The following is a 22,929-nucleotide window of genomic DNA, read 5'->3' as shown; positions in this document are numbered from 1 at the left end:
GCCGGCCTAGTGACTGGGTCGTTTCCTTAACTTGCCGTGAGTTTGCCCCCGATCCAGAGGAGCACTATAACGGGGAGAAGCGGAAGGAGGAGGAGTACCAACGGCGCAGCGACCAGATATCCGATCAGACGCATTCCGGTATTCGAACTGTTTGGTCGAGGACGGTTTATCGATCTCGCCATGTCCGACACCACGTACCGCTACGTCAAAAACTAACTGGTCGATAAGTTCGAGAGGGTCGTTTCTATACCACTCAAAGGCCCATTTCGATTATGTATCTTTGTTCGTACTGACCTTTCGGTTAGCGAAGCAGTGCAGCTAGCGAGGGGAAGCATATGCACAGAAGGGCGGAAAGTAGCAGTAACGGTTCAACGCGAGAGCTGCTAATTGCAGTCGAGTACGCTGAAACGTCTGTTCCCGTGGCCAGTATGAGACCGTTTATCGCGGTAGCAAAAACCCGACCTTCAGAGCGAAGAAGAAGTCAACGTAACATCGCATCGACGTACTCATTTGCGGTCCGCCGTGCCGTTTCGAGGGCTTCGACCTCGTCCAACACCACGGCCCGAGTCCGGGCACCATCGACGATGGTCATCAGCGAACGAGTTACGTGGTCGGCGTCGACGTCGTCGAATACGCCTTCGTCGATACCGTGGTTGATGACCGCTTTGAGCATATACCGGATGTATTCATCGTTCTGCTGGAAGCGCTCACTAAACGCCGCTTTGTACGGGGCCTGACTCCGCATTTCCAGTAGTGCGATGGAGAGGTCGGGGTTCTCCTGTGGTTTGACCAGCAGTTCGTCGAGCAGCAGTTCTAAGCGGTCCTCCGGGTCGGTCGTCGCGACGTCGTGTATCGAATCGACGAACTGGTCCAGTAGATAATCGAGAAAGGCGGCGAGGAGCTCGTCTTTGGTGTCGTAATGGTAGTGCACCGCAGCCGTGGATTTCCCGTACTCCGCTGCAATCCGTTTTATCGTGAGGTCAGCGTACCCGTGTTTCCGAAGGGCCCGATAGGTGGCCTCCATGATCGCCTCATCGGGTTCCGAGAGGGTCCGATCCGATGGTTCGGTCATCGGATATCGATATTACCTATGAGTGGATAACGGTTGTGACCCCGTATATCGAGGGTCAGACATACCTAATAGTTAACTACTATTCTGCCGATAGACGCCTCAATAGCCGATATTGACACGATAGAGATTGGGAGAAGGTCTTTTGACTTATTAGTTAGTAAGTTACAGTAGCACTCACGATGGACGACGATACAGCTACTGAGATTCTAGAATCGACGTATCGGGCCCTCTGCAAGCACGGATACGCCGATCTCACCGTCGAGAATATCGCCGACGAAGCGGAACGGAGCAAAGCGAGCATTCACTACTACTACGACAGCAAGGAGAATCTCTTCATCGAGTTTCTCGACTTCCTGTACGACCGGTACACTGCGAAGCTCCCGGCAGCCGACGGTGGCACGCCGCGCGAGCAACTCTCCGCGCTCCTCGAGATAGTTCTCACCGAAGAAGAGGCCGCGCCTGGCCAGGAGTTCCGAACTGCACTACTCGAAGTGAAGGCACAAGCGCCGTACAGCGACGCTATCCAGACGCGACTCGTGAGCCTGGACCAGGTGCTTTTCGAACGGGTGCGGGATATCATCGCGGCCGGTGTCGAGACCGGCGAGTTCGACGCAGCCGTCGAGCCGACCGTCGCCGCCGAGTTCCTCGTAACCGTCATCAAGGGCGCTCATACGCGACGTGTGGCCGTCGATCACTCGTCCGAGCGACTTCACGAGACGGTAATCTGGTACGTTGACAGCCATCTCATCGGAGATGACCTATCGGGGGCGACCCCGTGATGGGCGTTCGGGACCGTATTCGCTCCCTGTTCAGGGGACCCGAAGAGTTCGACCTCACCGCGGGTAGCATCGGGAAGCCCCTGTTCTTCCTCTCGATGCCGATCGTCGTCACGAACCTCTTCCAGACGGCGTACAACCTCGCGGACACGTTCTGGCTCGGCCAGTACAGCACCGACGCCTTGGCGGCGATCAGCTTCGCGTTCCCGACGGTCTTCCTCCTCATCTCGCTCGGGATGGGCATCTCTGTCGCCGGCAGCGTCCTCGTCGCTCAGTTCACCGGTGCGGACGAGGAACGTGAAGCCGAATACGCGGCTTCACAGACGGTCACGTTCGCCGTCATCGCCTCGGTCGTCCTCGGCGTCGCGGGCTACTTCGGCGTCGATACGTTCCTCGGCCTGATGGGTGCGTCACAGGATGTGCTGCCGCTGGCGACGAGTTACATGGAAGTCATCTCGCTCGGACTGCTGTTCATGTTCGGGTTCGCCGTCTTCGTCTCGCTCATGCGCGGGTACGGCGATACGATCACGCCGATGCTCGTGATGTTCGGGTCGGTCGTGCTCAACATCGTCATCGATCCCTTCCTCATCTTCGGTTGGACCGTCGTCGAGAACGCGCCGCTCGTCGGCACCCTCTCCTTTCCCGAACTCGGGATCCGGGGCGCCGCCATCGCGACCGTCTTCTCACGTGCACTGGCGCTCCTCGTCGGGTTGGCAATCATGTTCCGAGGGAACCGCGGGGTTCAGATCCACCTCCGAGACATGTTTCCCGATCTCTCGTCTCTCCGGCGACTCGTCCGTATCGGTCTGCCCGCGTCGATCGAGGGCACGGGGCGGGCGCTATCGATGAACCTGCTGTTGGTCATCGTCGCGCTCTTTCCCGACACGGTCGTCGCCGCCTACGGGATCGGAACGCGCGTGTTCTCCGTCGTCTTCCTGCCTGCCATCGCCGTCGCCCGGGGGGTAGAGACGATGACCGGCCAGAACGTGGGAGCGAACGAGCCGGACCGAGCGAAACGAGCGGCGGACCTCGCGGCGAAGGTGCTCTTCGTCGTGCTTACCGCCGCAGGCATCCTCGTCTGGGTCACTGCAGCACCGGTCGCCGGTCTCTTCACGACGGATCCCGACGTCGTCGGGATCGCCGCTCAGTTCGTCCGGTACGTCGCGCTGACCTTCGGGTTCATCGGGATCACGCGGGCCTACACCGGTAGCTTTCGAGGTGCCGGCAAGACGCTCACCGCCGCGGCCATCTCCGTGTCGATGCTCGGCATCATCCGCTTCCCGATCGCGTGGATCGCCGCCGATCCGCTCGGCGAATCCGGCATCTGGCTGTCGTTCGCGACCTCGAACGTCGCGGGAGCGACACTCGCCTATGCATGGTATCGACGTGGAACGTGGCGGGAGACCACCCTCACGGAATCTCGAGTCAGCCTCGGTAAAACCACTACTGAGTCTCCAACGGACGGAGATTGATAGTAGTGACCGTGGGGTATCTCGTCTCGTCTGCGGGTCTGAACCGGCGGGGACGCGACGTGGGGGAGACTGTCTCGCGGCTCGAAAATAGAGCGATGGGACGCTCGGTATCACGGGAGAAAAGTATAGCTGCCCCGTCAGCGACGGGTGAAACGAAATCCACTTCATTCGCCGTTTATTCCGGCTAGATACGGCATTATGGCAAAGAAGAGGTCGCAATATCTACGCCCTATCTCGCCTCTCGTCGGCAACTTCTCTCGCGTTCTCTTCGTGGCCATCGGTCTCGCAGTGCTAATCGGGTGCCTGACGGGCGTATTTCTCCGCGTCCTCTACTGGTCGACGACTCTCCTCTGGAGAATCATCCCCGAAGCGATCGCCGTACTTCCGGGTCACCCGGGGTATACTCTCGTCGTCTGCACAGCCGGTGGAGTCGTCCTCGGATTGGGTCGCGAGTACCTCGGTGACTATCCCAGAGGTGCCGACGAATTGATCGCGGAAATCCGCGAGGGACGCCGGATTCATCACGGCGTCATTTCGAAGGAGGCAGTGAACTCACTCGTCTCGCTCACGTTCGGCGCGAGTCTGGGGCCCGAACTGGCGTTGGCGACGATCGGCGGCGGGCTGAGTTCGCAAGTCAAAGAGAGGTTGACTGCGGCCGTCAGCGCGACGTGGACCGCGACGGCTATGGGAACCAGTCTGTCACTACGCTCTGTCATCTTCAGAAGCGAGCAGACACTACGGCGGTTCGGAGACGGCGACGTCCCTCCGGTTCCGCGATGGTGGAAGGGCATACCGACAGTTGCCGCGCTTGCCTGTGGCCTCCTGATGCTTAAACTGGCCGCGGGTGCCGGCCTACACTTCGGCCGATCCGTTCCCCGGATCCAATCGCCGCTCGGATGGCAGTTGGTCATCACAGTGCTCCTCGGGGTCGCCGGCGGCTGTATCTCCGTATGTTACCTCCAGTTCCGATATCGGCTCCGGAACGTCGGGACAACGGGAAACGTACTCGTTCGATCCACGCTTGGTGGCGTTTTACTGGGACTCGCCGGAGCGGTCGCGCCACGAATCCTGTTTTCCGGGCAGGACGTCGTCGGCGAACTCTTCACGGGGTTGCCGCTTGCGGCCTGGGCGTTGGTGACAGCCGGTTTCGCCAAGATCGTCATGGTGAGCGTGATGCTCGAAACCGGTTGGAAGGGCGGGCCGATTCTCCCGCTGATGGCCGGCGGCGCGACTCTCGGTGCCGGACTCGCCGAAGCCGTTCCGGCGGTCGGTTCGGTAGTCGGGCTGACCGCGATGATGGCCAGTCTCCCGACTGCCGAACTGACTCGCCCGTTGGTAATTGCCGGCTCAGTCGCGCTCTTCTTCTCTCCCTCCCTGTTTCTGGTCGCAACCGTCGGTGCGGTCGCCGGTGCAGTTGTCGTCCGGTTCGCGGAGACTTTGCCGTTCGCAGATCGTGCCGAGCCACGCTGACCCGCCATTACTGGTGTATTCGGGATCGAAATGCCGTCTCGTGGCCACGAGACGGTTTCGCCGTCTCAGTCGGACGCGAGTCACTCGGTCGACAGTAGGGTAGAGCGATATCACCGCCGGAATTCGACTGGTGAACCAGAACCGTTTCAGTAGCGACTCCGCTAGTTCACATTACCGAACACCGATCGCAATGTCACAGATACAGACAGCCGTACCCGCGGACGAAACACCGGCGGGCGAGTGTGAGTACTGTGGGCAACCCTTTCCGACCGGCAAGCGGCTTTCACTCCACAAGGGAGTGAGACATCCCGACCGACTCGACGAATCCGAGCGAAAGGCGTTTGCGTCGACATTCTCTGCCGAAGGCGATAGCCTCCGTCGACTCCGTCTGAAAATGCTGGGAGTGTTGATACTCCTCTATTTTGCATTCCTGATGGTGTATGCCGTCTTCGCCTGATCCGGACGCGGACGTGTCCCCCGATACCGAGACACGGACGAAGCAGTGGTCGGCGTCGGAGGTCGGGAAGACAGTTCTCTCGGCGGCTCACTGCAGACGCATCGTCCAGTCGCTGGCGTGGCTCGTAGCGTCCGTATTTGTCGTCGATACTGTCGCGGCAGCGAACGGGCTCACGCTCTCGAAGGGGCCGCGGGACACACTCGCTATTCCACGGTGGCTCTATCTCACTACCGGCGGTGCCACGATCGGGGCGTCGGCACTCCTCGCGAGTTTCGTCACCGACAGGACATTCGTCCGCGACGTTCATAGCTGGTCGCGAGCACTCCCGACGGTCGAACAGTGGTGGGAACCGATGACGTGGCTCACTCGCGGTCTCGGCGTCGGTGCGCTCGCTCTGGCGGTGTACCTCGGATTCACCGGCCCGGAGCTCCCGACTGCGAGCTTCCCGATCTTACTCGCGTTCACCGGGCTGCGTGCCGGCCTGCCGATAGCGACCTATCTCGTCGGAAACGCGTGGCCGCTACTCAACCCCTGGCGGACTATCGCCACCGTTCTCCCCGCCGGCTTTCGCGAGTACCCTCGCTGGTTGCATCGCTGGCCGGCCGTCGCCGGCCTGTTAGCGCTGGTCTGGGCCGAAGTTATCTTCCCGGTCAGTACCGTCCCGTCCACACTCGCCACGGGGATCGTCCTCTACTCGACGATGACGATTGCCGGTGCGCTCCTGTTCGGTCCGGCATCGTGGTTCGACAATGCGGACCCCCTCTCTGTTCTCTTCGGCCTGTACGGTGCTGTCGCCCCGATTCAACGGCACAACGGGACGCTCCGGGTGACGCCTCCCGGAAGTGGACTGCGGAATTCAGACGTAGTCTCGGACACCTCCGACGTTGCCTTCATCGTCGCGCTGATCTGGGAACTCACGTACAGCGGCTTTATCACCACCAGCGCAGGCGCAACGGCCATCGAGAGCCTCGTCGGTATCGCCCCGTTCGAGGTCGTAAACGTGGAGACGCGTGCGATCGCCGTCTACACGCTGTTGTTTCTCTGCGGCTATGCCGTCTTCCTGTGTGCGTACTGGTACGCGGGCCGCGTCTCGCGACGGAGCACCGACACCTACGTCACCGTTCGGACGATCGGGTTTCGGTTCGCTCCACCGCTCCTGGCGATCGCGGCCGGTTATCACCTCGCCCACTACGCGGGACTGTTCGTCTCGCTCAGCCCGGCACTCGCCACGGCGCTTGCCGCTCCGCTGTCCCCACCGGCGAATCCCTCGGTTCTCTCCGTGCCGTCTTGGTTCGAGGGGCTGAGTATCGCGGCCGTGCTCGTCGGCCATCTCCTGTCGATCTGGGTGACTCACGCGGTCGCGTACGACGTCTTCTCCAGTCGTCTCGTCGCGATTCGAAGTCAGTACCCGTTCGTCGCCGTGATGATCGGATACACGATGATCAGCCTCTGGATCCTCTCCCTCCCCGGCGCTACGCCCCCGTACTTACCCTGATCGACGCCGGACTGTGCCACGGGAATCGAGTGCTCGATTCTCGGACGGGGCCCGACCCACTCAGACAGTGAACTCGATCGGTGGCATGTCGATGAAGGCGGTCTCGTAACCGTCGTGCCGGGCGAGTTGCGGCGGTGTCTGAACGGTAATCGCGACCGAGTCACCCGACTCGACCCCGGACAGAGACGCCCCGTAATAATAGCTGATCTCGGGGTCGAGCGACGCCTGAAGCGGCCCCTCAAAGACGGTTTCCTGTCCGCGCTTCACGGTCGCCGAGAGTGTCATTCGAGGCAGGATAACGCGGTTGTACGGCGTTCGTGGTGAGACGACCAGAGAGGGGCGACCGGCCTCACCGAAGCGGGCCCCGTCCTCGACGACGGTGGTGAAGAACGTCGCATCGCCGGAGGACCCCTCACCGATTGGCCGACCGGGAAGGTCGTTCTTTGGCGGTGCCAGCGGTTCGGGCGCCCGCTGCGTTTCCATCAGATCGACTGTTCCCCGTGAACCGGCTTTCTCCCCCAGTCTGCGATACGCGAGATCGTACGTTTCACTCGTATCGAACGTGAAACTCATCGTGGCGGAGTGCGCCTCCGTGAACCGGCCTTCGAACGGTTTCGTCCGATTGGTCTGGAGTGGCCCGACGCGAAGTGTAATATCGTACGTTCCCTCGCCCGGAAGCCCGATATTGTCCCCGTAGTGAAACCCCATGTTCGGCGAGATCATCGGCCACAGCGTGCTACTGGCCACTCGCCCGTCGGTATCGCTGATCTCTGCGGAGATATCCACCGGCAGGATCGTATTCGTCTCGACGTCCCACGCGCTCGCCATCAGGTGGAGCGAGTCGTCGGATTGGACGACGACCTCCGTCTTGTCCGTCCCCGTGAGATTCCAGAACCGGTGCGGGAACGAGTGCATCAGCGCGAATCCGACATCACCGGCGGTCGTCGTCCCATACGTTCCCATCCCCTCCACGACCGCGGGGTAATAGACTGCCCGAGGGCGATCCTCGACGAGCGGCGGGTCGCGCCACGCCGACTGCGTCTCGAAACCGAGACTGCCGAGACACCCGGTGAGAGCCGTCCCCCCCAGTAGTCCAAGTCCGCTCTTGAGGGCCCGTCTACGGTTCATTGTTGGGTAATCGAGCGGCACGCGAGTAGAGGTTCTGGTACGGTGCCCGAATCGCCTCCGTCGGTATCCCGAGGATGGGATTCGCGGATCTCGATACGACCAGACCGACGGATTCCCAGTGTATGGGAAACCGACACACCTTCTTCTGGCCGACCGCCCTCGTCCCTGATAGAGACACGCTCGGAACAACTGTGCGCCGCTATTCGAGGCCTATTACGCATGTCCAATCCGAAACTCGATACGGGAAGATCCGATATAGAGGAACAGCGAGCGGATACCGAACCCCAGCCGCCCTCGTCGTGTCCGGAGTGCGACGGACAGGTCGTCCACGACGAGGAACACGGGGAGACGACTTGCGAGGAGTGCGGGCTCGTACTCGACGACATATCGATCGACCGAGGACCGGAGTGGCGGGCGTTCTATACTGACGAGCGTGCGGAGAAGAGTCGCGTCGGCGCGCCGACGACCCAGCTCATGCACGATAAGGGGCTGAGTACGACGATCGGCTGGCAGGACAAGGACGCCTACGGGAAGTCAGTCTCCGCGCAGAAACGGGAGCAACTGCAGCGCCTGCGAACGTGGGACGAACGGTTCCGAACGAAAGACGCTCACGAGCGAAATCTCAGACAAGCGCTCGGTGAGATCGACCGCATGGCGTCCGCACTCGGCGTGCCTGATCCGGTCCGTGAAACTGCCGGAGCGCTATACCGCCGAGCGGTCGATGAGCACCTCCTCCCCGGCCGGTCCATCGAAGGCATGTCGACGGCGGCGCTGTACGCGGCCGCCCGGCGACACGGCACCCCGCGGTCGCTCTCGGAGTTCGCGACCGTGAGCCGAGTGAAAGAGATCCGCATCCAGCGGGCATACCGATACACGTCTCGAGAACTCGACCTCCGGATCGAACCGGCGGATCCACTCGAATACGTGCCTCAGTTCGCATCGGCACTCGAAGTGAGTGACGAGGCGATTCGTCAGGCTCGGGACCTCCTCAGGACCGCGAAAGCCGAAGGCGTTCACAGCGGGAAGAGTCCGGCAGGCCTCGCCGCAGCGGCGATCTACGCGGCGACGCATCTCGCGAACGAACAACTGACACAGGAGACTGTCGCCGACGCCGCACACGTCAGCAAAGTCACGATTCGAACCCGGTACAAGGAGCTACTCGAGGCGTATGCCGCGGACAGTGGTGCCGTCTGATGCCGGCGGTTACGGCAGCTATCTCCGGCAGCAGATCGCCACCGGCCCCGCTCCGAAGCGGCTGTCACCCCCGCGCCTTCGACTCGTAACCGGATGCCCGCTCCCGAGTTCCCACCACGTCCGACCGATGGCGAGTGATCCAGCGTCAGCCGACGACACGCCGTCGTTGCAGGACGTCCTGAACGCGCTGGACGACCCCGACTGTCGGGCCATCCTCCGTGAAACGGCCGAACCCATGACAGCGACCGAACTTATCGACACCTGCGAGATACCGAAATCGACGGTGTACCGGAAATTAGACCGTCTTAGCCGAGCGTCGCTCGTTCGAGAGCGAGATACGATCAACTCCGGCGGAGGGCGAACGACCAAATACGAACGGGACTTCGACGACGTCACGATCTCTATGGACGAGACGGACACCTTTTCAGTGACGGTCGGCCGACCGTCCCGACAGTCCGACGAGCGTCTCGCCGATATCTGGTCGAAGATGGGAGACGAACTATGACGTGGGTCGATACGGCCATCATCGCCGTGAAGACGGTGATCCTCCTGCTTGGAGGGGGAATCACGGTCATCGCATATAAGGCCTATCGCCGAACCGAAGCCCCGTCGCTGCGCGTGCTCGGGGTCGGGTTCGGCATCATCACACTCGGTGCACTCCTCGCTGGCATCGCTAATCAGGCCCTCTCGGTATCCCTCGAGACCGGCGTGTTGATCAATAGCTTGCTCGTCGCGGTCGGACTCGCGATCATCATGTATTCGCTCTACATGGAGCAGGGCGACTGAATGCGGAACCTCGGACACCTGTGAAGACTGCGTTACCCCTGAAGCGCCGATATATCGTCCGGAAAGCCCGCCTCGATGGCCAAGCCGCGAATCGCTGACCAGGGCTTGTATCCTACTATCTCCGCGATGGCCGTCATCACGTCTATCCGGTTCGTCCCGCGTGTGGTATCTGAATCTGTGTTTCGAGGAGTCGACCGGGAACTCTCACCAGCACAGCCGGCCGGAATTCAACGACAGCCGGTCGGTGTGAGATCGAGACATTTTTCGCACTAACTAACTAATCAGTTAGTATGCTAGACAGCCCAATCATCGGTGTTGGATCACTAGACCTCACAGCGACACAGTTCACGGCGAAGAACGCTTTCGGCACGGACACTCTTCGAGATCGATGAGACGTGCCAGTACAGGCGTAGTCCTCCAGAAGACACTCTCGATTCGGACAGCACTCTGAATGATGGCCAGTTTCCCTCGACAGACAGTACGTAACTACGGTAGCGGATGTAGAGAGTATGACTGCGACTGAGACGTCCACTGCGCGCGAAGAGGCCCTCGACTCCGCGCAGGGGTGGCTGATCGTCGGACTCGGTATCTGCCTCCTCACGGCCATCTGGGGGGCTGTCTTCACCTTCACCGTCTACGCTGACCGCCTCGCCGCGACCTTCGGCCTCTCCTCGTTGCAGGTCTCGTCGGTGTTCTCGATCACGACTGCGTTCTTCCTGCTGATCGGCGGCCTCTTCGGCGTGTTCGCTGCTCGGTTCTCACTCCGACCGATCCTCGCGGCGGTCGGCGTCGGTCTCGTCGCTGCGACCGCGCTCCTGCAAATCGTCACCTCCTACGCCGGCGTCGTCGTCGCGTTTGCACTCCTCGGTACGGCGGGAGGTACCGCGTTTACGATCGTCGTGTCGCTCGCACCGCAGTGGTTCGATATCCACGAGGGGCTCGCAACGAGTGTCACGATGACGGGGATCGGTCTCGGTCCGCTACTGCTACCGTTCGTGTGGCTCCGGCTGTTCGACCGGACCAGCCTCCGACCCGCCTTCGCTATCGTCATCGGCGTAACCGCCGTTCTCGTGTTCGTATCGAGCCTCGTCTATCACCGACCACCACGGGAGTCCCAGAGTGCCGCCACAGTCGATACCGCGTGGCTCCGTGCGAGGATCGGCGACCGGCGGTTTCTCAGCACGGCTCTCGGGTTCGCCCTCGCGTTCAGCTGGTATTACGTGCTCTCCGCTCACCTCGTCGAGATTCTCACAGCGAACGGTATCGATGTCAGGGTCGCCGCCGCTGGGCTCAGTGTCATCGGTGGCGTCAGCGTCTTCACCCGTATCGGGGGCGGGATCGTCGGAGACCGCGTGGGGCAGCGCGAGACCTTCGTAGCGAGTGTCGTCCTCGCCGGCCTCTGTACGTTTGCCTTCCCGTTCGCGCGTTCGAACCTCCTACTCTATCTCGTACTCTTCGGATTCGGTGTCGCTCTCGGCCCTCTCGCCTCGCTCTGGTCACCGATTATCCTCACTCGCTTCGGCTCCGAGAATGCGACGGCGACGGTCGGCCTGATCAATATCGCCGTGGCCGGTTCGGCATTCCTCGCACCGCTCGTCGTAAGCGCGATTCGAAACGCGACCGGTGGATCTGTACTGCCCTTCGTCGTATTGGGTGCCAGTATCGTCCTCGGGGCTGGTCTCTTCCACTGGGGAACGAACCAACGAGCGGTGAGTTAGAGCGATGCACTCGCGGACGTCTACGGGTGGACGTGTGAAATTACCGAGAGCGATACGGCGGCGTGCGGACCGCCTTGAGAATCTCATCGACTAGTCACAGCGTTCCTGATTCGTTTGCACCGCGACAGTGCGGAGCGATGAATAAATGCGGGGGACGATAACGAGGAGCAAGCCAGATTCCAACGAACGCAATAACCGCAGAGACGGGATTGGATTTATGTATTTTGAGCGACTATACTATATAAATGGCCGATCACGAACCGACAGAGACATCGGCCACTGCTACTCCGCCGATAGCAGTCTATAGACGTATTGTCGACGGTGTTGTCGGCCTTGATGAGCGGTGGCAGGTTACATATTGTAACCGATACGCCGTGGAGGTTCTCCAGCGGACCGAAGACGACCTTCTCGGAACAGATGCTCGCGAAGTCCTCTTCGGGACCCCTGAGTCGAGTCTCCAGCAAGCACTCGAACGAGCCCGTGAAACACGGGAACCGAGGTCGTTCGAAGCACAGTTCCCTTCACTGGATCGCTGGCTGGCCGGACGTGCGTATCCCATGGGGACGGACCTGTGGCTTCAGTTCCGTGACGTCTCTGAACGCGCTCGCCGCCGGACGCGACTACAGAAACGCGAGCAGGCTATGAACCGCGCGTACGACGTTATCGCAGACCCCGAACTCTCGTTTGACGAGCAGATCGACGCGCTGCTCGAGGTCGTTCGGACGGCAGTCGGAACGGACTACGCGACGCTCTCTCGGGTCGATAAAAACGCCAATTCCTACCTGTTCGAAGCCGTCGCCACACCGGCAGACGCCGACCTCGAAGCCGGCGATACGGCGCCGCTCGATATAACGAACTGCGAGCGCGCCGTCGAAACCGAGCAGACACTCGTACTGAACGATGTCCGGAATGACGCATCCGAGTTAGCCGACCGAGCGGGGAACGCGGACTGGGGGATTTCCTGCTATCTGGGGACACCGATATCCGTCGACGGAAACTCGTACGGGACGTTCTGCTTCTACGACATGGAACCGCGAGACGAAACGTTCTCTGACTGGGAAGTGGCGTTCGTCGAGCACCTCGGCAACTGGGTGAGTGCGGAAATCGAACGCCAGCGCCAGACCGCTCGCCTCGAATCGTTCGCGAGTATGCTCGCCCACGAACTGCGCAATCCGCTGGCCATCGGGCAGATATACAGTAGGCAGCTGCGAGACGAGATCACGCCGGAAGCAGTCGATCACGTCGCCGAAGCGTTCGACCGTATCGAGGAACTCATCGACGTGCTTCTCATTCTCTCCCAGGAAGCGACAGTCGGAATCGACTGGGAGACGGTCGCGGTGGCAGACGCCGCCAGAGCGGCATGGTCGGATGCCGACGTCGATGACGCGGAGCTTACGGTCACAGCGTCCCACAGTCTCGAAGTCGACCCGGTCCACTTCCGGCATCTTCTCGAGAATCTCTTCGAAAACGCTGTCACCCATCACGCGGCAGAGAACCCGGTAGAGGTTACCGTTGGAGACCTTTCGACTGGATTCTACGTCGCGGACAACGGCTCCGGGATTGCGGAAAGCGAGCGCGACCGAGTGTTCGAAACGGGTTACACCACCGCAGACGATGGGATGGGAATCGGACTCGCATTCATCGCCGAGTTGGCGGAGATGTACGACTGGCGCTGTCAGATTACGGAGAGCTATGCAGGTGGCGCACGCTTCGAATTTACGAACACCGAACGCTCCTGAACGCCCCTCGTTAGCCCGACCGAGGTGGAGAATAATGTCAGCAGCGTAGATGTGAACGCCAGTCACTACTCGTCTCGCGGTGACAGCGTGACGGCTCTGGACCGCACCCACGCCCAGCAATCCGCTCACGAAAGGGTACTCGGCGAGTGAGAGAATTCGAGTCGACAGCCCGGCGCAGATCACCTCGAATAGCCCGCTTGGAGAGCTGTTCTGTCAGTTTCGCACTTCGAAGATAGCTTTTCGATGAAGTCTCCGACGGTTTCGACGCTGTACGGGTACTTTCGCTCATTCGGTGCCGACTAGACGGACGCAGTCTCGCATATCTCGTTCGGGAATGATGGAGGCCAGTGAGACGCGAATGTCGTCTCGAGGAGTGATACAGACGCCTGAGACGACGACAGCCCTATTGCTGTGAAACCACAGTCGTGTAGACACGATGGACGTCGCAGTGATCGGTGCGAACGGAGGAATCGGCCGCGAAGTAGTTCGGCGACTCGCGGACGCCGGACACGATCCGATCGGTGTTGTACGCGACGACACGCAGTTCGAGGCAGTTCGCGAGCGTGGCGGGGAGCCCCGGCTGGGTGATCTGGAAGGGGAGTTCGCCCGGGCGCTCGAAGGCGCTGACGCGGTGGTGTTCACCGCCGGTGCCGGCGGGGACACCGGCTGGGACAAGACGCTGTTAGTCGATCTCTGGGGAGCGCGCCGAAGTATCGAGGCGTGTGTCGAGCAGGGTATCGACCGCTTCGTGATGATCAGTTCGTACCGGGCCGGCGAACCGCTCGCCGCGCCGGACGCGATTCGACCGTACCTGGTCGCCAAGCGATGCGCTGACGACGCTCTCAGGTCGTCACCGCTCGACGCCACGATTCTGCGTCCCACCGCGCTCACCGACGACGCGGAAACGGGGCAGATATCGACGGCTTTCGGACCCGAGGACGAGGACGGCGACGAGATCCCGCGTGCCGACGTCGCACAGACAGTCGTCGCCTGTCTCGATACCGAGGCGACAATCGGCGAGACGATCCGACTCTTCGGCGGTGACACCCCCATCGAACAGGCAATCAACCCCGACGAGTGAGTTCGTCGTCACCGCGGAGGAGCCGTTCGACCCCGTTCGTCGGTGTCGCTCGGGCCCGCAAGAACGATCGAACAGCAGATCGTCCGCTCTCAAGTATAGCTATGTTTCTAATTTTAGTACCTATATAAAGATATATATCACCACTTTCGGCATTTTTATTCCTATTTGCGAATTATTAGTCCCATATATTCGACCATGTATCCAGGAATTGCCAATATGAACACTAAATCCGCGAAATTATCAAGTATATCCTGGATCGAGAGACGTTCGAAAACTCACGGGTGATCGGCGGGGCGGAGGACGGACCGCGACGGAGCTCGATACGCCTTCGAAGCGGTACCCGAAGCCGTCGGGACGGAGATGGGCGCGGCCATTACAGTACTCGGCTGCCGACGAGGAGCGCACCGAGGACGGCCGCGACGCTCAGCAGCGCCGCCGTCTCGGTTCCGGGTGTGGCCCCGTTCGACGGTCCCGAACTATCCGACCGCGTCGGCGTCCCCTCGCTAACCGGTCGCGAGGATCTCGGTGCGCCACCGCCGGCCGTTACCGACGTATCGCTGTCCGTCGTAGCGGACGCGGTCCGGGATCCATCGGCAGTCGCATCCGCCGTCGCGGTCGTCGGCGTCACCGTCGACCGGGCCGTACCCCTCACAGGCGTCGCCGTCGCTCGGCTCGGTGACTCGTCCGTCGCGATTTCGCTCTCCGGGACCGACCCGTCGCCGTCGCTCTCGGGAGCCGGCGAAGACGGAGCCGACGCTGTCGACTGGTCCGATGCCGTCGCGGTCGACGTCGGTACCGCTCGTGTCGGCGTCTCCGTGGACGGTGGTGTGGCGGGAGCGGGTCGAGTCGAAGTTTGGGTCGGCGTAGGTGTCGCGACCGGTGTGTCCGTCGCCGTGGCCGTCTCCATCGACCGCGGCGTCGCGGTCTCCGTCGGGGCAGGGGTTGCTGTCTGGGTCGGGGTCGCCGTCTCCGGCGGCGTCGGTTCCGAGAACGTCGCGGTCACGTCCCGCGTCGCCGACTCGCCGTCGCCGTAGAGAGTCGCGTCGAGGTCGAGCCGGCCCGCGTACTCGCCGTCGACGGTGACGTGGAACAGGACGTAGTTCGTCTGCGGCGTCGACAGCCGATAGCGGCTTCCGAGTTCCAGGGACGACCGGTCGTACAGTCCGCCGGTCTCGTGAGCGTCGTACTCGATCTCGACGGAGATTCGTGAGGGGTCGACGGTGTTGTTCTCGCCAGTTTCGAGGCGGACCGCGCGGAGGTCCGCGACCGCCGCGCGGACGGTCCCCACGTCGTCGGCTTCGAAGTCCTCGGCATAGGTGTCGTTCCAGCGCTCGACGACGCCTGCGCGTTCGAGGCGGACCGTCCGCTCGACGTACTCGCCGTCGGGAACGCCGACAGTGACGGTCTTCGAGCGGTAGCCGGGCGCGTCGACCGTCAGCATCTGCTCGCCGGCGGCGGTCGAGAGCCCGTAGGTGCCACTGTGCGAGCTGTAGTACGCGCAGTCGCTGACGGCGACGTGAGCCTGTTCGATGCGCTCCCCGTCCTCGGTACGCACCGCCCCGCGGATCCCCTGCCCCTCGACGACTCGCTCGGTCGTCGCGTAGGCGTCGACGGTGCCCCCGCCGTAGCGGGTCGCGTCGAGGTCGGCGGCGTTAGCGGGCGGGCGCGCCGAACAGCGCAGCGCCGTCTGCAAGACCCCGGGATGGACGTCCCGACCGGCGGCGCTCTCAGCGAGCGCGAGAGTCCCGGCGGCTACCGGCGCGGCTCCGCTCGTCCCCCGGAAGGTGCCGGTCCCGTTCGTCCCGTACGGCACCGGGAGGTCGGTCCCGGGCGCGACCACGTCGGGCTTGTCGTAGGCCAGCGGCCACGTCCGGGGATACCGGACGACCCTACTGCGGTCCCGGCTGTACGGACCCGAGAAGAGCGCCCGCCGACTCGACCCGGAGAACGCCGTCACGCGGCCGTCGGTGTCGTGGGCACCGACGCCGACCGTCTCGTAGATTTTCCCGGGTGCCGAGACGTAGCCGGCCCCCTCGTTCCCCGTCGAAGCGACGACCACGGTGCCGAGTCGCTGTGCGCGCCAGACCGCCCGGACCAGCGGGTCGTAGCGGGCGGTCGGCCCGCTCTGAGTGCGGCTGATGCTGACGACGTCCGCGTCGTTCTCTATCGCCCATTCCAGGCCCGCGATCGCCGACGCGCGGCTCTCGACGAGTCCGTGCATCAACTGCGTGTCGGGCGCAACGCCCATCGCTCGGTACCGACCGGTGCCGTCGGCGGCGACCAGCCCGCTGGTCGACTGCCCGTGGGCGCTTTCGAGATGCGGGCGGGAATCGGGCACGCGACGCCCGTCAGCGTCGAACTCGGCCCAGCCGCCGGGGTAGGTCGGGTCGCTCTCGTTCTCGGTGTAGAGCGACAGCGTCGGGTGGGCGGGCGCTATTCCTCTGTCGAGGACGGCGACTCGGGTCCCGTCCCCGCGAGTGTCGTACTCCGACCACACCGCCGAGGCGTTCGTCGCGGTGACCTGCCACGCCGGTTCCGCCGACCGGTCAGCTTCGGCTCGGCGCTGCGTGCCCGGCCGTGACACCGCAGCCCACTCGGAACGGTTCGGATCCGGCATCGACGCCCCCGACGCACTCACCGAACTGTCAGTCGTTTCCGACGACTCCGGGAACAGCGCGAGCGACGCGACGCCGTCGAGCGCCGCGATTCGAGTGAGGTTCACGCGGTCGAGATCGGCCCGGAGAAGGACGCCGTCGACGAGCCAGAATCTGTTCTCGACGCTGGCCCCGCCGCGGGCGGCCGCGTACTGCAGAACCGGTGTCTGCGTCCGGTTACTCCGGACTTTCAGCCCCGTCACCGTCGTCGGCCGGTCGGTATCGGTGTCGGTTTCCGCGTCCAATCGAACGAAGATATCGACGGTGCCGGTCGCGTTCCGGAGCGCGGGGTCGACGGCGGCGGTCGAATCGTCGGGCGAAACTCGCTCCGCTTCGATGTCTGGTCCCGGGACCGACGCCGCGCTCGGGTCGTCTGTCGCGGCCGCGCCGGTGAATCCCGTCACAGCGACGAGCGACACCACGAGCGTCCCCCCGAGGACGACGGCGATCAACCGTCGAACGCTCATCGAACGCTCCCCCACCTCGTCCCTGCGTGGCATCGAGCGACGGCGGCCTGACAGCGGAACATAGTCGAGACGCAGCCTCGGCATAAATAGTTAGAAACGCAATACAAACGCGAAACAGTTGTGACGCGTGCGACGGTTCAGTTGTAACAGTGAGTCGTCACGGCGTCTGAAATGCGATAACGACCCGGATTCGGACCGACTAGTCGCCGCTTACCACCCGTTCCGACCGAAACGTCGCGGTAACCCGCGAGCCGTATCGACCGATGGTGCTTCGCAAGCGACCGTGCTGAGGACAGCCTCGACGGATTATCGAGTCGAACGTCTCGGGACGTTTTCGGTAGACTACCCCGTTCCTGTAACGACACCGGTCACGCGACGCCGATCGCGGCCGACCTACATCGCGATCACGGGCGTTCGAAGGCGAGAGGAGAGCGACTTCCTCCCGCGATATCAGAACTGCGACGGTGGAGTGGCACGACCACCTCCCTTCGTACGAGAGAGCCACGCTGTCTCACCTTGTTGGGATCAGACAGCATCCCACTACCGAACGCGTGTTCTCGACGGCTCCGAATGCACGTTCGAACACGTGCATCCACGGATAGACGAGAGGGTCTCAAAACTCTATTGGCCGTTACTATAGACTCCCGGTGTCCGGACCCGCATCAGTATATGCCTGCGACGAAACCCGACGACGAGGGGTCGGCGGGCCCGATAGCTGCTCGCCGGTCCGTGACCGTCTCACCAGAAAGCATTTATCGAGTGACAACGAATGACAGGGTGCAGGCACGGTCCCTGCATGTAGCGTCGACCGTTCGTCGCCCGCGAGAGCCGGGCGACGGTGCCCTCACTGGGAGTATCGGCTCCCATGGGCCTCCCTTCGTGTACGGCTCTATCTCTTCATGAACTACGAGTACGGCCAGCGACGCTGGTTCCGTCTGAACTGCGCTCCGCGGTAGCTACAGTCACACTATCGAACGGTTTCAGTGAGGCGGGCTCCGAACGTCGCCGCGAGACTGCTCCGGTTCGTTCGACTTCTGCCAGCACGCACCGACCCCGGAGCCTCCGTCTCCGTTCGAAGTGATATCCAAATTGTAGCATTATCTGTGCTCAGTATGGCACCGTCTTCTCTAAATTGGTGAGAAAAAGATATCTAATGGAGAATATCCTGTATCTATCTGATTATATATAACCAAAATTATATATTTGTCTTTACAATCTACGATTCTATAGTTAGAATAGGGAATCTTGGTAGTAGAAGCGTCTCGACTCTCCCGCTCCGCTAACTGGCTGAAAGGCGCGTCCCGTCGGACAGCTACTTTTTTAACGGTACGGGCTGAGGTGCCAGATAGATGGCGTCAGAGAATTCTACACCCCCAGCGGCACGTGCAGCGTCGCATCTACGGACCCTCGACCTCGACGGACAGTCGTGGATCACCGGCGTCGCGATCAACGGACTGTTGGCCGAGGGGAGCGAAGAGTCCGTACAGACCGCCAGAGAACTCGTCGACAGGGCCGTCGCGACGCAGGACGACGACGGACAGCTGGGATACGGGCCGAGCTATCCCATCGAGGTGTTCAGCCACGGCCGGGAGTACGAGGCCAGCTGGGAGCTGACGGTGAAGAAATGCATGAACGCGAACAACACGACCGCGATCGGCCACGGCGTGCTCGACTTCTACGAGCGGACGGGAGACGAGGAGTATCTCGACGCGGCGAGGAACGAGTACGAGTGGCTCATGTCCGTCGACCGGACGAAGACCGGCGGCATCCCCCACCACGACCCGGAGGTGGCCGGCATCAAATCGCTGTGGATCGACTCGGTGTACATGATGTGTCCGTTTTTCAGCAGGTTCGCCGAGGCGGCCGAGGAACCGACGGCACACGACGAGGCCGTCGAGCAGTATCAGGTCCACGCCGAACATCTCCGCGACCCGCGAACCGGGCTGTTCCGCCACATCTGGGTCGAGGAGCCCGACCACTATCCACAGGGGACGTTCTGGGCGCGAGGAAACGGCTGGGCCGCCACAGCGGCCGTCGAGATTCTCGACCGACTGCCCGCGGACCACGACCAGCGCGACGCGCTGGTCGAGCAGTTCCGAGACCACTGCGAGTCGCTGCTCCCGCTGCAGGACGGCAGCGGCTTCTGGCACAACCTCGTCGACGACCCGAACACGCCGCTGGAATCCTCCGGCACGCTGATGTTCGCCTACGCGTTCGACCGCGGCATCGAACTCGGACTGCTCGACGAGGCGCAGTACGGTGACGCGGCGGCCGACGCGCTCGACGCGGTGACGCGCGTCGTCGACGACGACGGCGAAGTCGGCCGCGTGGCCGGCCCGCCGGGCGGACCCGAAGCGCCGCTGACGGTGACGCCGTACGGGCAGGGCTGGTACCTCATGGCGGCCGACAGCGTTCGCTGACCGCGCGAGCGGCCACGGGACCGCGAGAGACCGCGAGACGACGAACGACCGCGAGACGCGAGCCGCTGAGGCAGATTTTTACCGATCGGCTCGGAAGTGAGCGTATGATTCACAACCGAAGCGCGCTCGCGGTCAGCCCCGACCACGAGGTCGCGCTCGACTGTATCGAGGCCGCCATCGACGCCGCCGCGCCGGAGACGGCCACGCGCGCGGCCGTCGACCTATCTGGCCAGACGCTCACGATCGGGGAGACGACGTACGACCTCGGCGAGTACACCGAGGTCGTCCTCGTTGGCGGCGGGAAAGCGACGGGCGGCGTGACCCGCGCGCTCGAATCCGTCCTCGGCGAGTCCCTCAGCGGCGGACAGGTCGTCGTCAAGCAACCGGTGGACACCGCGACCGTCGAGAGCGCGGTCGGTGACCACCCACTTCCATCCGCACGAAACGTCGAAGCGACGGCCGCGATGCTCGATATCGTGGACGAGGCCGACGAGGAGACGCTCGTCCTGTTCGCGCTCACCGGCGGCGCGAGCGCGCTCCTGTCCGCGCCGGCCGGGGACCTGACGCTCGAAGATCTACAGACGACGACGGACCGCCTGCTCGACGGCGGCGTCCCCATCGACGAGATCAACGCCGTCCGCAAGCACCTCTCGGCGGTGAAGGGCGGACAGCTCGCGCGGCGAGCGGCCCCCGCGACCGTCGCCGGCCTGCTCCTGAGCGACGTGGTCGGCAACGATCTCTCGACGATCGGAAGCGGGCCGTCGGTCCCCGACGAGACGACCTACGGAGACGCCCTCGCGGTGCTCGACCGTCACGGCATCGACCCGCCGGCGGCCGTTCGGGAACACCTCGAAGCCGGCGACGCCGGGGAGCTATCGGAGACGCCGTCCCCAGGCGACCCGGTCTTCGACCGCGTCACGAACCACCTCGTCGGCGACAACGCGACGGCGCTCGACGCCGCCGCCGCGGTGGCCCGGGAGCGCGGCTACGAGCCGCTCGTCCTGACCTCGCGCCTGCGAGGGGAAGCCCGCGAGGTGGCGAAGCCGCTCGTCGCCGTTGCCGAGGAGGCCGCGGCGACGGGGACGCCGGTCGATCCGCCGGCCGTCCTCCTCGCTGGCGGCGAGACGACGGTCACGGTCACCGGGGACGGCGGGCGGGGCGGCCCCAATCAGGAACTCGTCCTCTCCGGCGCGCTCGAACACGGGGGGAGCGCGGTCGTCGCCGCCGTCGACACGGACGGCGAGGACGGGAGTTCCGACGTGGCCGGTGCCATCGCCGACGTGACGACTGTGAGTGAGCGCGAACGGGCCCGAGAGGCGCTCCTCGCGAACGACGCGGGGTCGTACCTCTCGGCGGCCGGGGCGACCATCGAGACCGGGCCGACCGGGACGAACGTCAACGACGTGGTCGTCCTGGTCGTTCCCGACGTCGACGAGTGAGGGGCACGCTTATGAGCGGACAGACTGATACGAAGAGTATGGACGCGAACGAGCAAGCGATAGCAGCGAACGCGCTCTCCGTTCCGGAGGAGACCATCGTCGAGGCCTGCGACGACCCGCCGCTTCCCGAACTCGGAGTGATCGAACAGGTCTGGGAGACCGACCCGATAGCGCCCGACGAAGTCGCGGCCCACGCGGCTTTGGCCGTCGAGTCGCTGTCCCTCGACGGCGTTCCCGACGGCGGCGAAATCGCGCTGGGCGTCGGTAGCCGCGGAATCGCGAACCTCGCGACCGTCGTCACGGGAGTCGTGGACGCGCTCGCCGACGCCGGCTACGAGCCGTTCGTCTTCCCGGCGATGGGGAGCCACGGCGGGGCCACCGGCGAGGGCCAGCGGGAGATGCTGAACGAACTCGGCGTGACCGAGTCGGCCATCGGCTGTGAGATCCGCTCCAGCATGGACGTCGTCGAGGTCGGGCGGACGCCGGACCGCGACGTTCCCGTCGTCGCCGACGCCAACGCCGTCGCGGCGGACGCCATCATCCCCATCAACCGCGTCAAACCGCACACGGACTTCGACGGCTCCGTCGAGAGCGGGCTCTCGAAGATGCTCGTCATCGGCATGGGCAAGCAACGCGGCGCGCAGATCGCGCACAAGTGGGCGGTCGACTGGTCGTTCAGGCGGATGATTCCGGAGATCACCGACCAGTTGCTCGACGAACTGCCCATCGTCGGCGGCGTCGCCATCGTCGAGGACCAGCACGACGAGACGACGCTGGTCGAGGGCGTTCCGCCGAGCGGGTTCCTCGACCGCGAGGAGGAACTGCTGGAGACGGCCTACGACCTGATGCCGAAGCTCCCGTTCGAGGAGCTCGACCTCGTCGTCTTCGACCGGCAGGGCAAGGAGATCAGCGGGCAGGGCATCGATACCAACGTCATCGGTCGCCGCCCGTTCTCCATCAACGAGCCCGCGCCCGAGAAACCGGACATCAAGCGCATCTACACCCGCGGGCTTACCGAGAAGACCCACGGCAACGCGATGGGCGTCGGCTCGGCGGACGTGATCCACGAGGACATCGTCGCGGAACTGGACGCGCCGACGACGCTCATCAACGCGCTCACCGCCAGCACGATCCGCGGCGTGAAGCTCCCGCCGGTGGTCGAGACCGACCGCGCCGGTCTCGTCGCCGCGCTGTCGACCATCGGCGTCGTCGACACCGACACCGTCCGGGTCCTCCGCGCGGCCGACACGATGCATCTCCACCGCCTCTACGCCTCGCCCGGACTGATCGAGGCCGCGCGCGATCGCGACGACCTCCGGGTCGTCGAGGAGCCGAGCCCAATCGAGTTCGACGACGGGCAGTTCGCCGCGCCGTCGCTTCGGGAGTAGCGCTCCATTCGTCCTCGGACTTCCGCCGGTTTCTCACCGCCAAACGCCGCGTACACTCCAACATTTATATAGCGTGATACTGAATGACTACCCACGGAAATCGACCGCCGCTGGTAGCGGATCGTCTCGTCAGCGTCGCGGATAGCCGACGAGCCGCGTCTGCGACCAGCCGC

18 protein-coding genes are annotated in these 22,929 nt (G+C 63.4%); 14 read left to right on the top strand and 4 right to left on the bottom strand.

Annotated elements, in window-relative coordinates:
• Positions 1-26: 26 nt before the first annotated feature.
• Both GO488_RS20240 and GO488_RS15695 read right to left on the bottom strand, forming a co-directional pair.
• On the bottom strand, positions 27-182 hold the full coding sequence (locus GO488_RS20240) for a DUF7535 family protein (RefSeq protein WP_422111224.1): 156 nt from the start codon (positions 180-182) through the stop codon (positions 27-29).
• A 299-nt stretch (positions 183-481) separates the two neighbouring features.
• Positions 482-1,072 carry a TetR/AcrR family transcriptional regulator gene (locus GO488_RS15695; protein ID WP_162318793.1) on the bottom strand — a complete coding sequence of 197 codons (591 nt, stop codon included), beginning with the start codon at positions 1,070-1,072 and terminating at the stop codon, positions 482-484.
• A gap of 179 nt (positions 1,073-1,251) precedes the next feature.
• On the opposite strand from GO488_RS15695, the gene GO488_RS15690 reads away from it, so the two are divergent.
• The 5 genes from GO488_RS15690 (at position 1,252) to GO488_RS15670 (ending at position 6,742) form a co-directional block, all read left to right on the top strand.
• On the top strand, positions 1,252-1,851 hold the full coding sequence (locus GO488_RS15690) for a TetR/AcrR family transcriptional regulator (RefSeq protein WP_162318792.1): 600 nt from the start codon (positions 1,252-1,254) through the stop codon (positions 1,849-1,851).
• Positions 1,851-3,320 carry an MATE family efflux transporter gene (locus tag GO488_RS15685; RefSeq protein ID WP_162318791.1) on the top strand — a complete coding sequence of 490 codons (1,470 nt, stop codon included), beginning with the start codon at positions 1,851-1,853 and terminating at the stop codon, positions 3,318-3,320. Before GO488_RS15690 ends, GO488_RS15685 begins: the two co-directional genes overlap by 1 nt.
• Positions 3,321-3,518: 198 nt before the next feature.
• Positions 3,519-4,790, top strand: coding sequence for a chloride channel protein (locus tag GO488_RS15680; RefSeq protein ID WP_162318790.1), 1,272 nt, complete (start codon positions 3,519-3,521; stop codon positions 4,788-4,790).
• Positions 4,791-4,980: 190 nt separating this feature from the next.
• Positions 4,981-5,247, top strand: a complete 267-nt coding sequence (locus tag GO488_RS15675) for a DNA-binding protein (RefSeq protein WP_174242505.1) — start codon at positions 4,981-4,983, stop codon at positions 5,245-5,247.
• Positions 5,231-6,742 (top strand): hypothetical protein, encoded by a 1,512-nt coding sequence (locus GO488_RS15670; RefSeq protein WP_422111223.1) that lies wholly within the window; start codon positions 5,231-5,233, stop codon positions 6,740-6,742. Before GO488_RS15675 ends, GO488_RS15670 begins: the two co-directional genes overlap by 17 nt.
• Before the next feature lie 60 nt (positions 6,743-6,802).
• Here the strand turns inward: GO488_RS15670 and GO488_RS15665 are convergent, their stop codons facing one another.
• Positions 6,803-7,870, bottom strand: coding sequence for an iron transporter (locus GO488_RS15665; RefSeq protein ID WP_162318789.1), 1,068 nt, complete (start codon positions 7,868-7,870; stop codon positions 6,803-6,805).
• Between the two features lie 219 nt (positions 7,871-8,089).
• Between GO488_RS15665 and GO488_RS15660 the strand changes: the two genes are divergently transcribed.
• From GO488_RS15660 to GO488_RS15635, 6 genes are all read left to right on the top strand, one after another.
• Entirely contained in the window at positions 8,090-9,064 is a 975-nt protein-coding gene (locus GO488_RS15660; RefSeq protein ID WP_162318788.1) for a transcription initiation factor IIB, read from the top strand.
• A gap of 127 nt (positions 9,065-9,191) precedes the next feature.
• Positions 9,192-9,569: a winged helix-turn-helix domain-containing protein gene (locus GO488_RS15655; RefSeq protein WP_162318787.1), complete on the top strand. Its 378-nt coding sequence runs from the start codon at positions 9,192-9,194 to the stop codon at positions 9,567-9,569.
• Positions 9,566-9,850: a DUF7521 family protein gene (locus GO488_RS15650; protein ID WP_162318786.1), complete on the top strand. Its 285-nt coding sequence runs from the start codon at positions 9,566-9,568 to the stop codon at positions 9,848-9,850. The genes GO488_RS15655 and GO488_RS15650 overlap by 4 nt, the downstream gene beginning before the upstream one ends.
• A 509-nt stretch (positions 9,851-10,359) precedes the next feature.
• Positions 10,360-11,568, top strand: a complete 1,209-nt coding sequence (locus GO488_RS15645) for an MFS transporter (protein WP_162318785.1) — start codon at positions 10,360-10,362, stop codon at positions 11,566-11,568.
• Positions 11,569-11,813: 245 nt separating this feature from the next.
• Entirely contained in the window at positions 11,814-13,307 is a 1,494-nt protein-coding gene (locus tag GO488_RS15640; RefSeq protein ID WP_162318784.1) for a sensor histidine kinase, read from the top strand.
• A 436-nt stretch (positions 13,308-13,743) separates the two neighbouring features.
• A complete protein-coding gene (locus GO488_RS15635) occupies positions 13,744-14,388 on the top strand; it encodes an SDR family oxidoreductase (RefSeq protein WP_162318783.1) in 645 nt (214 codons plus the stop codon).
• Positions 14,389-14,761: 373 nt separating this feature from the next.
• Here the strand turns inward: GO488_RS15635 and GO488_RS15630 are convergent, their stop codons facing one another.
• Positions 14,762-17,509, bottom strand: coding sequence for a S8 family serine peptidase (locus GO488_RS15630; protein ID WP_162318782.1), 2,748 nt, complete (start codon positions 17,507-17,509; stop codon positions 14,762-14,764).
• A gap of 1,349 nt (positions 17,510-18,858) precedes the next feature.
• Between GO488_RS15630 and GO488_RS15625 the strand changes: the two genes are divergently transcribed.
• The 3 genes from GO488_RS15625 (at position 18,859) to GO488_RS15615 (ending at position 22,756) form a co-directional block, all read left to right on the top strand.
• Positions 18,859-19,929 carry a glycoside hydrolase family 88 protein gene (locus tag GO488_RS15625; protein ID WP_162318781.1) on the top strand — a complete coding sequence of 357 codons (1,071 nt, stop codon included), beginning with the start codon at positions 18,859-18,861 and terminating at the stop codon, positions 19,927-19,929.
• A 104-nt stretch (positions 19,930-20,033) separates the two neighbouring features.
• A complete protein-coding gene (locus GO488_RS15620; protein WP_162318780.1) occupies positions 20,034-21,368 on the top strand; it encodes a glycerate kinase type-2 family protein in 1,335 nt (444 codons plus the stop codon).
• 38 nt (positions 21,369-21,406) lie between these two features.
• A complete protein-coding gene (locus GO488_RS15615) occupies positions 21,407-22,756 on the top strand; it encodes a nickel pincer cofactor-dependent isomerase, group 22 (protein WP_162318779.1) in 1,350 nt (449 codons plus the stop codon).
• Positions 22,757-22,929: the final 173 nt, after the last annotated feature.

It is taken from the genome of Haloarcula limicola (assembly GCF_010119205.1).
GTDB classification, from domain to species: domain Archaea; phylum Halobacteriota; class Halobacteria; order Halobacteriales; family Haloarculaceae; genus Haloarcula; species Haloarcula limicola.
The sequence above is the reverse complement of the archived record's forward strand: the minus strand, read 5'-3'. Positions and strand labels throughout refer to the sequence as shown.

Coding starts and splice junctions, on each gene's coding strand:
- GO488_RS20240 (WP_422111224.1), bottom strand. CDS start 182: ATGGCGAGATCGATAAACCGTCCTCGACCAAACAGTTCGAATACCGGA.
- GO488_RS15695 (WP_162318793.1), bottom strand. CDS start 1,072: ATGACCGAACCATCGGATCGGACCCTCTCGGAACCCGATGAGGCGATC.
- GO488_RS15690 (WP_162318792.1), top strand. CDS start 1,252: ATGGACGACGATACAGCTACTGAGATTCTAGAATCGACGTATCGGGCC.
- GO488_RS15685 (WP_162318791.1), top strand. CDS start 1,851: ATGGGCGTTCGGGACCGTATTCGCTCCCTGTTCAGGGGACCCGAAGAG.
- GO488_RS15680 (WP_162318790.1), top strand. CDS start 3,519: ATGGCAAAGAAGAGGTCGCAATATCTACGCCCTATCTCGCCTCTCGTC.
- GO488_RS15675 (WP_174242505.1), top strand. CDS start 4,981: ATGTCACAGATACAGACAGCCGTACCCGCGGACGAAACACCGGCGGGC.
- GO488_RS15670 (WP_422111223.1), top strand. CDS start 5,231: ATGCCGTCTTCGCCTGATCCGGACGCGGACGTGTCCCCCGATACCGAG.
- GO488_RS15665 (WP_162318789.1), bottom strand. CDS start 7,870: ATGAACCGTAGACGGGCCCTCAAGAGCGGACTTGGACTACTGGGGGGG.
- GO488_RS15660 (WP_162318788.1), top strand. CDS start 8,090: ATGTCCAATCCGAAACTCGATACGGGAAGATCCGATATAGAGGAACAG.
- GO488_RS15655 (WP_162318787.1), top strand. CDS start 9,192: ATGGCGAGTGATCCAGCGTCAGCCGACGACACGCCGTCGTTGCAGGAC.
- GO488_RS15650 (WP_162318786.1), top strand. CDS start 9,566: ATGACGTGGGTCGATACGGCCATCATCGCCGTGAAGACGGTGATCCTC.
- GO488_RS15645 (WP_162318785.1), top strand. CDS start 10,360: ATGACTGCGACTGAGACGTCCACTGCGCGCGAAGAGGCCCTCGACTCC.
- GO488_RS15640 (WP_162318784.1), top strand. CDS start 11,814: ATGGCCGATCACGAACCGACAGAGACATCGGCCACTGCTACTCCGCCG.
- GO488_RS15635 (WP_162318783.1), top strand. CDS start 13,744: ATGGACGTCGCAGTGATCGGTGCGAACGGAGGAATCGGCCGCGAAGTA.
- GO488_RS15630 (WP_162318782.1), bottom strand. CDS start 17,509: ATGAGCGTTCGACGGTTGATCGCCGTCGTCCTCGGGGGGACGCTCGTG.
- GO488_RS15625 (WP_162318781.1), top strand. CDS start 18,859: ATGGCGTCAGAGAATTCTACACCCCCAGCGGCACGTGCAGCGTCGCAT.
- GO488_RS15620 (WP_162318780.1), top strand. CDS start 20,034: ATGATTCACAACCGAAGCGCGCTCGCGGTCAGCCCCGACCACGAGGTC.
- GO488_RS15615 (WP_162318779.1), top strand. CDS start 21,407: ATGGACGCGAACGAGCAAGCGATAGCAGCGAACGCGCTCTCCGTTCCG.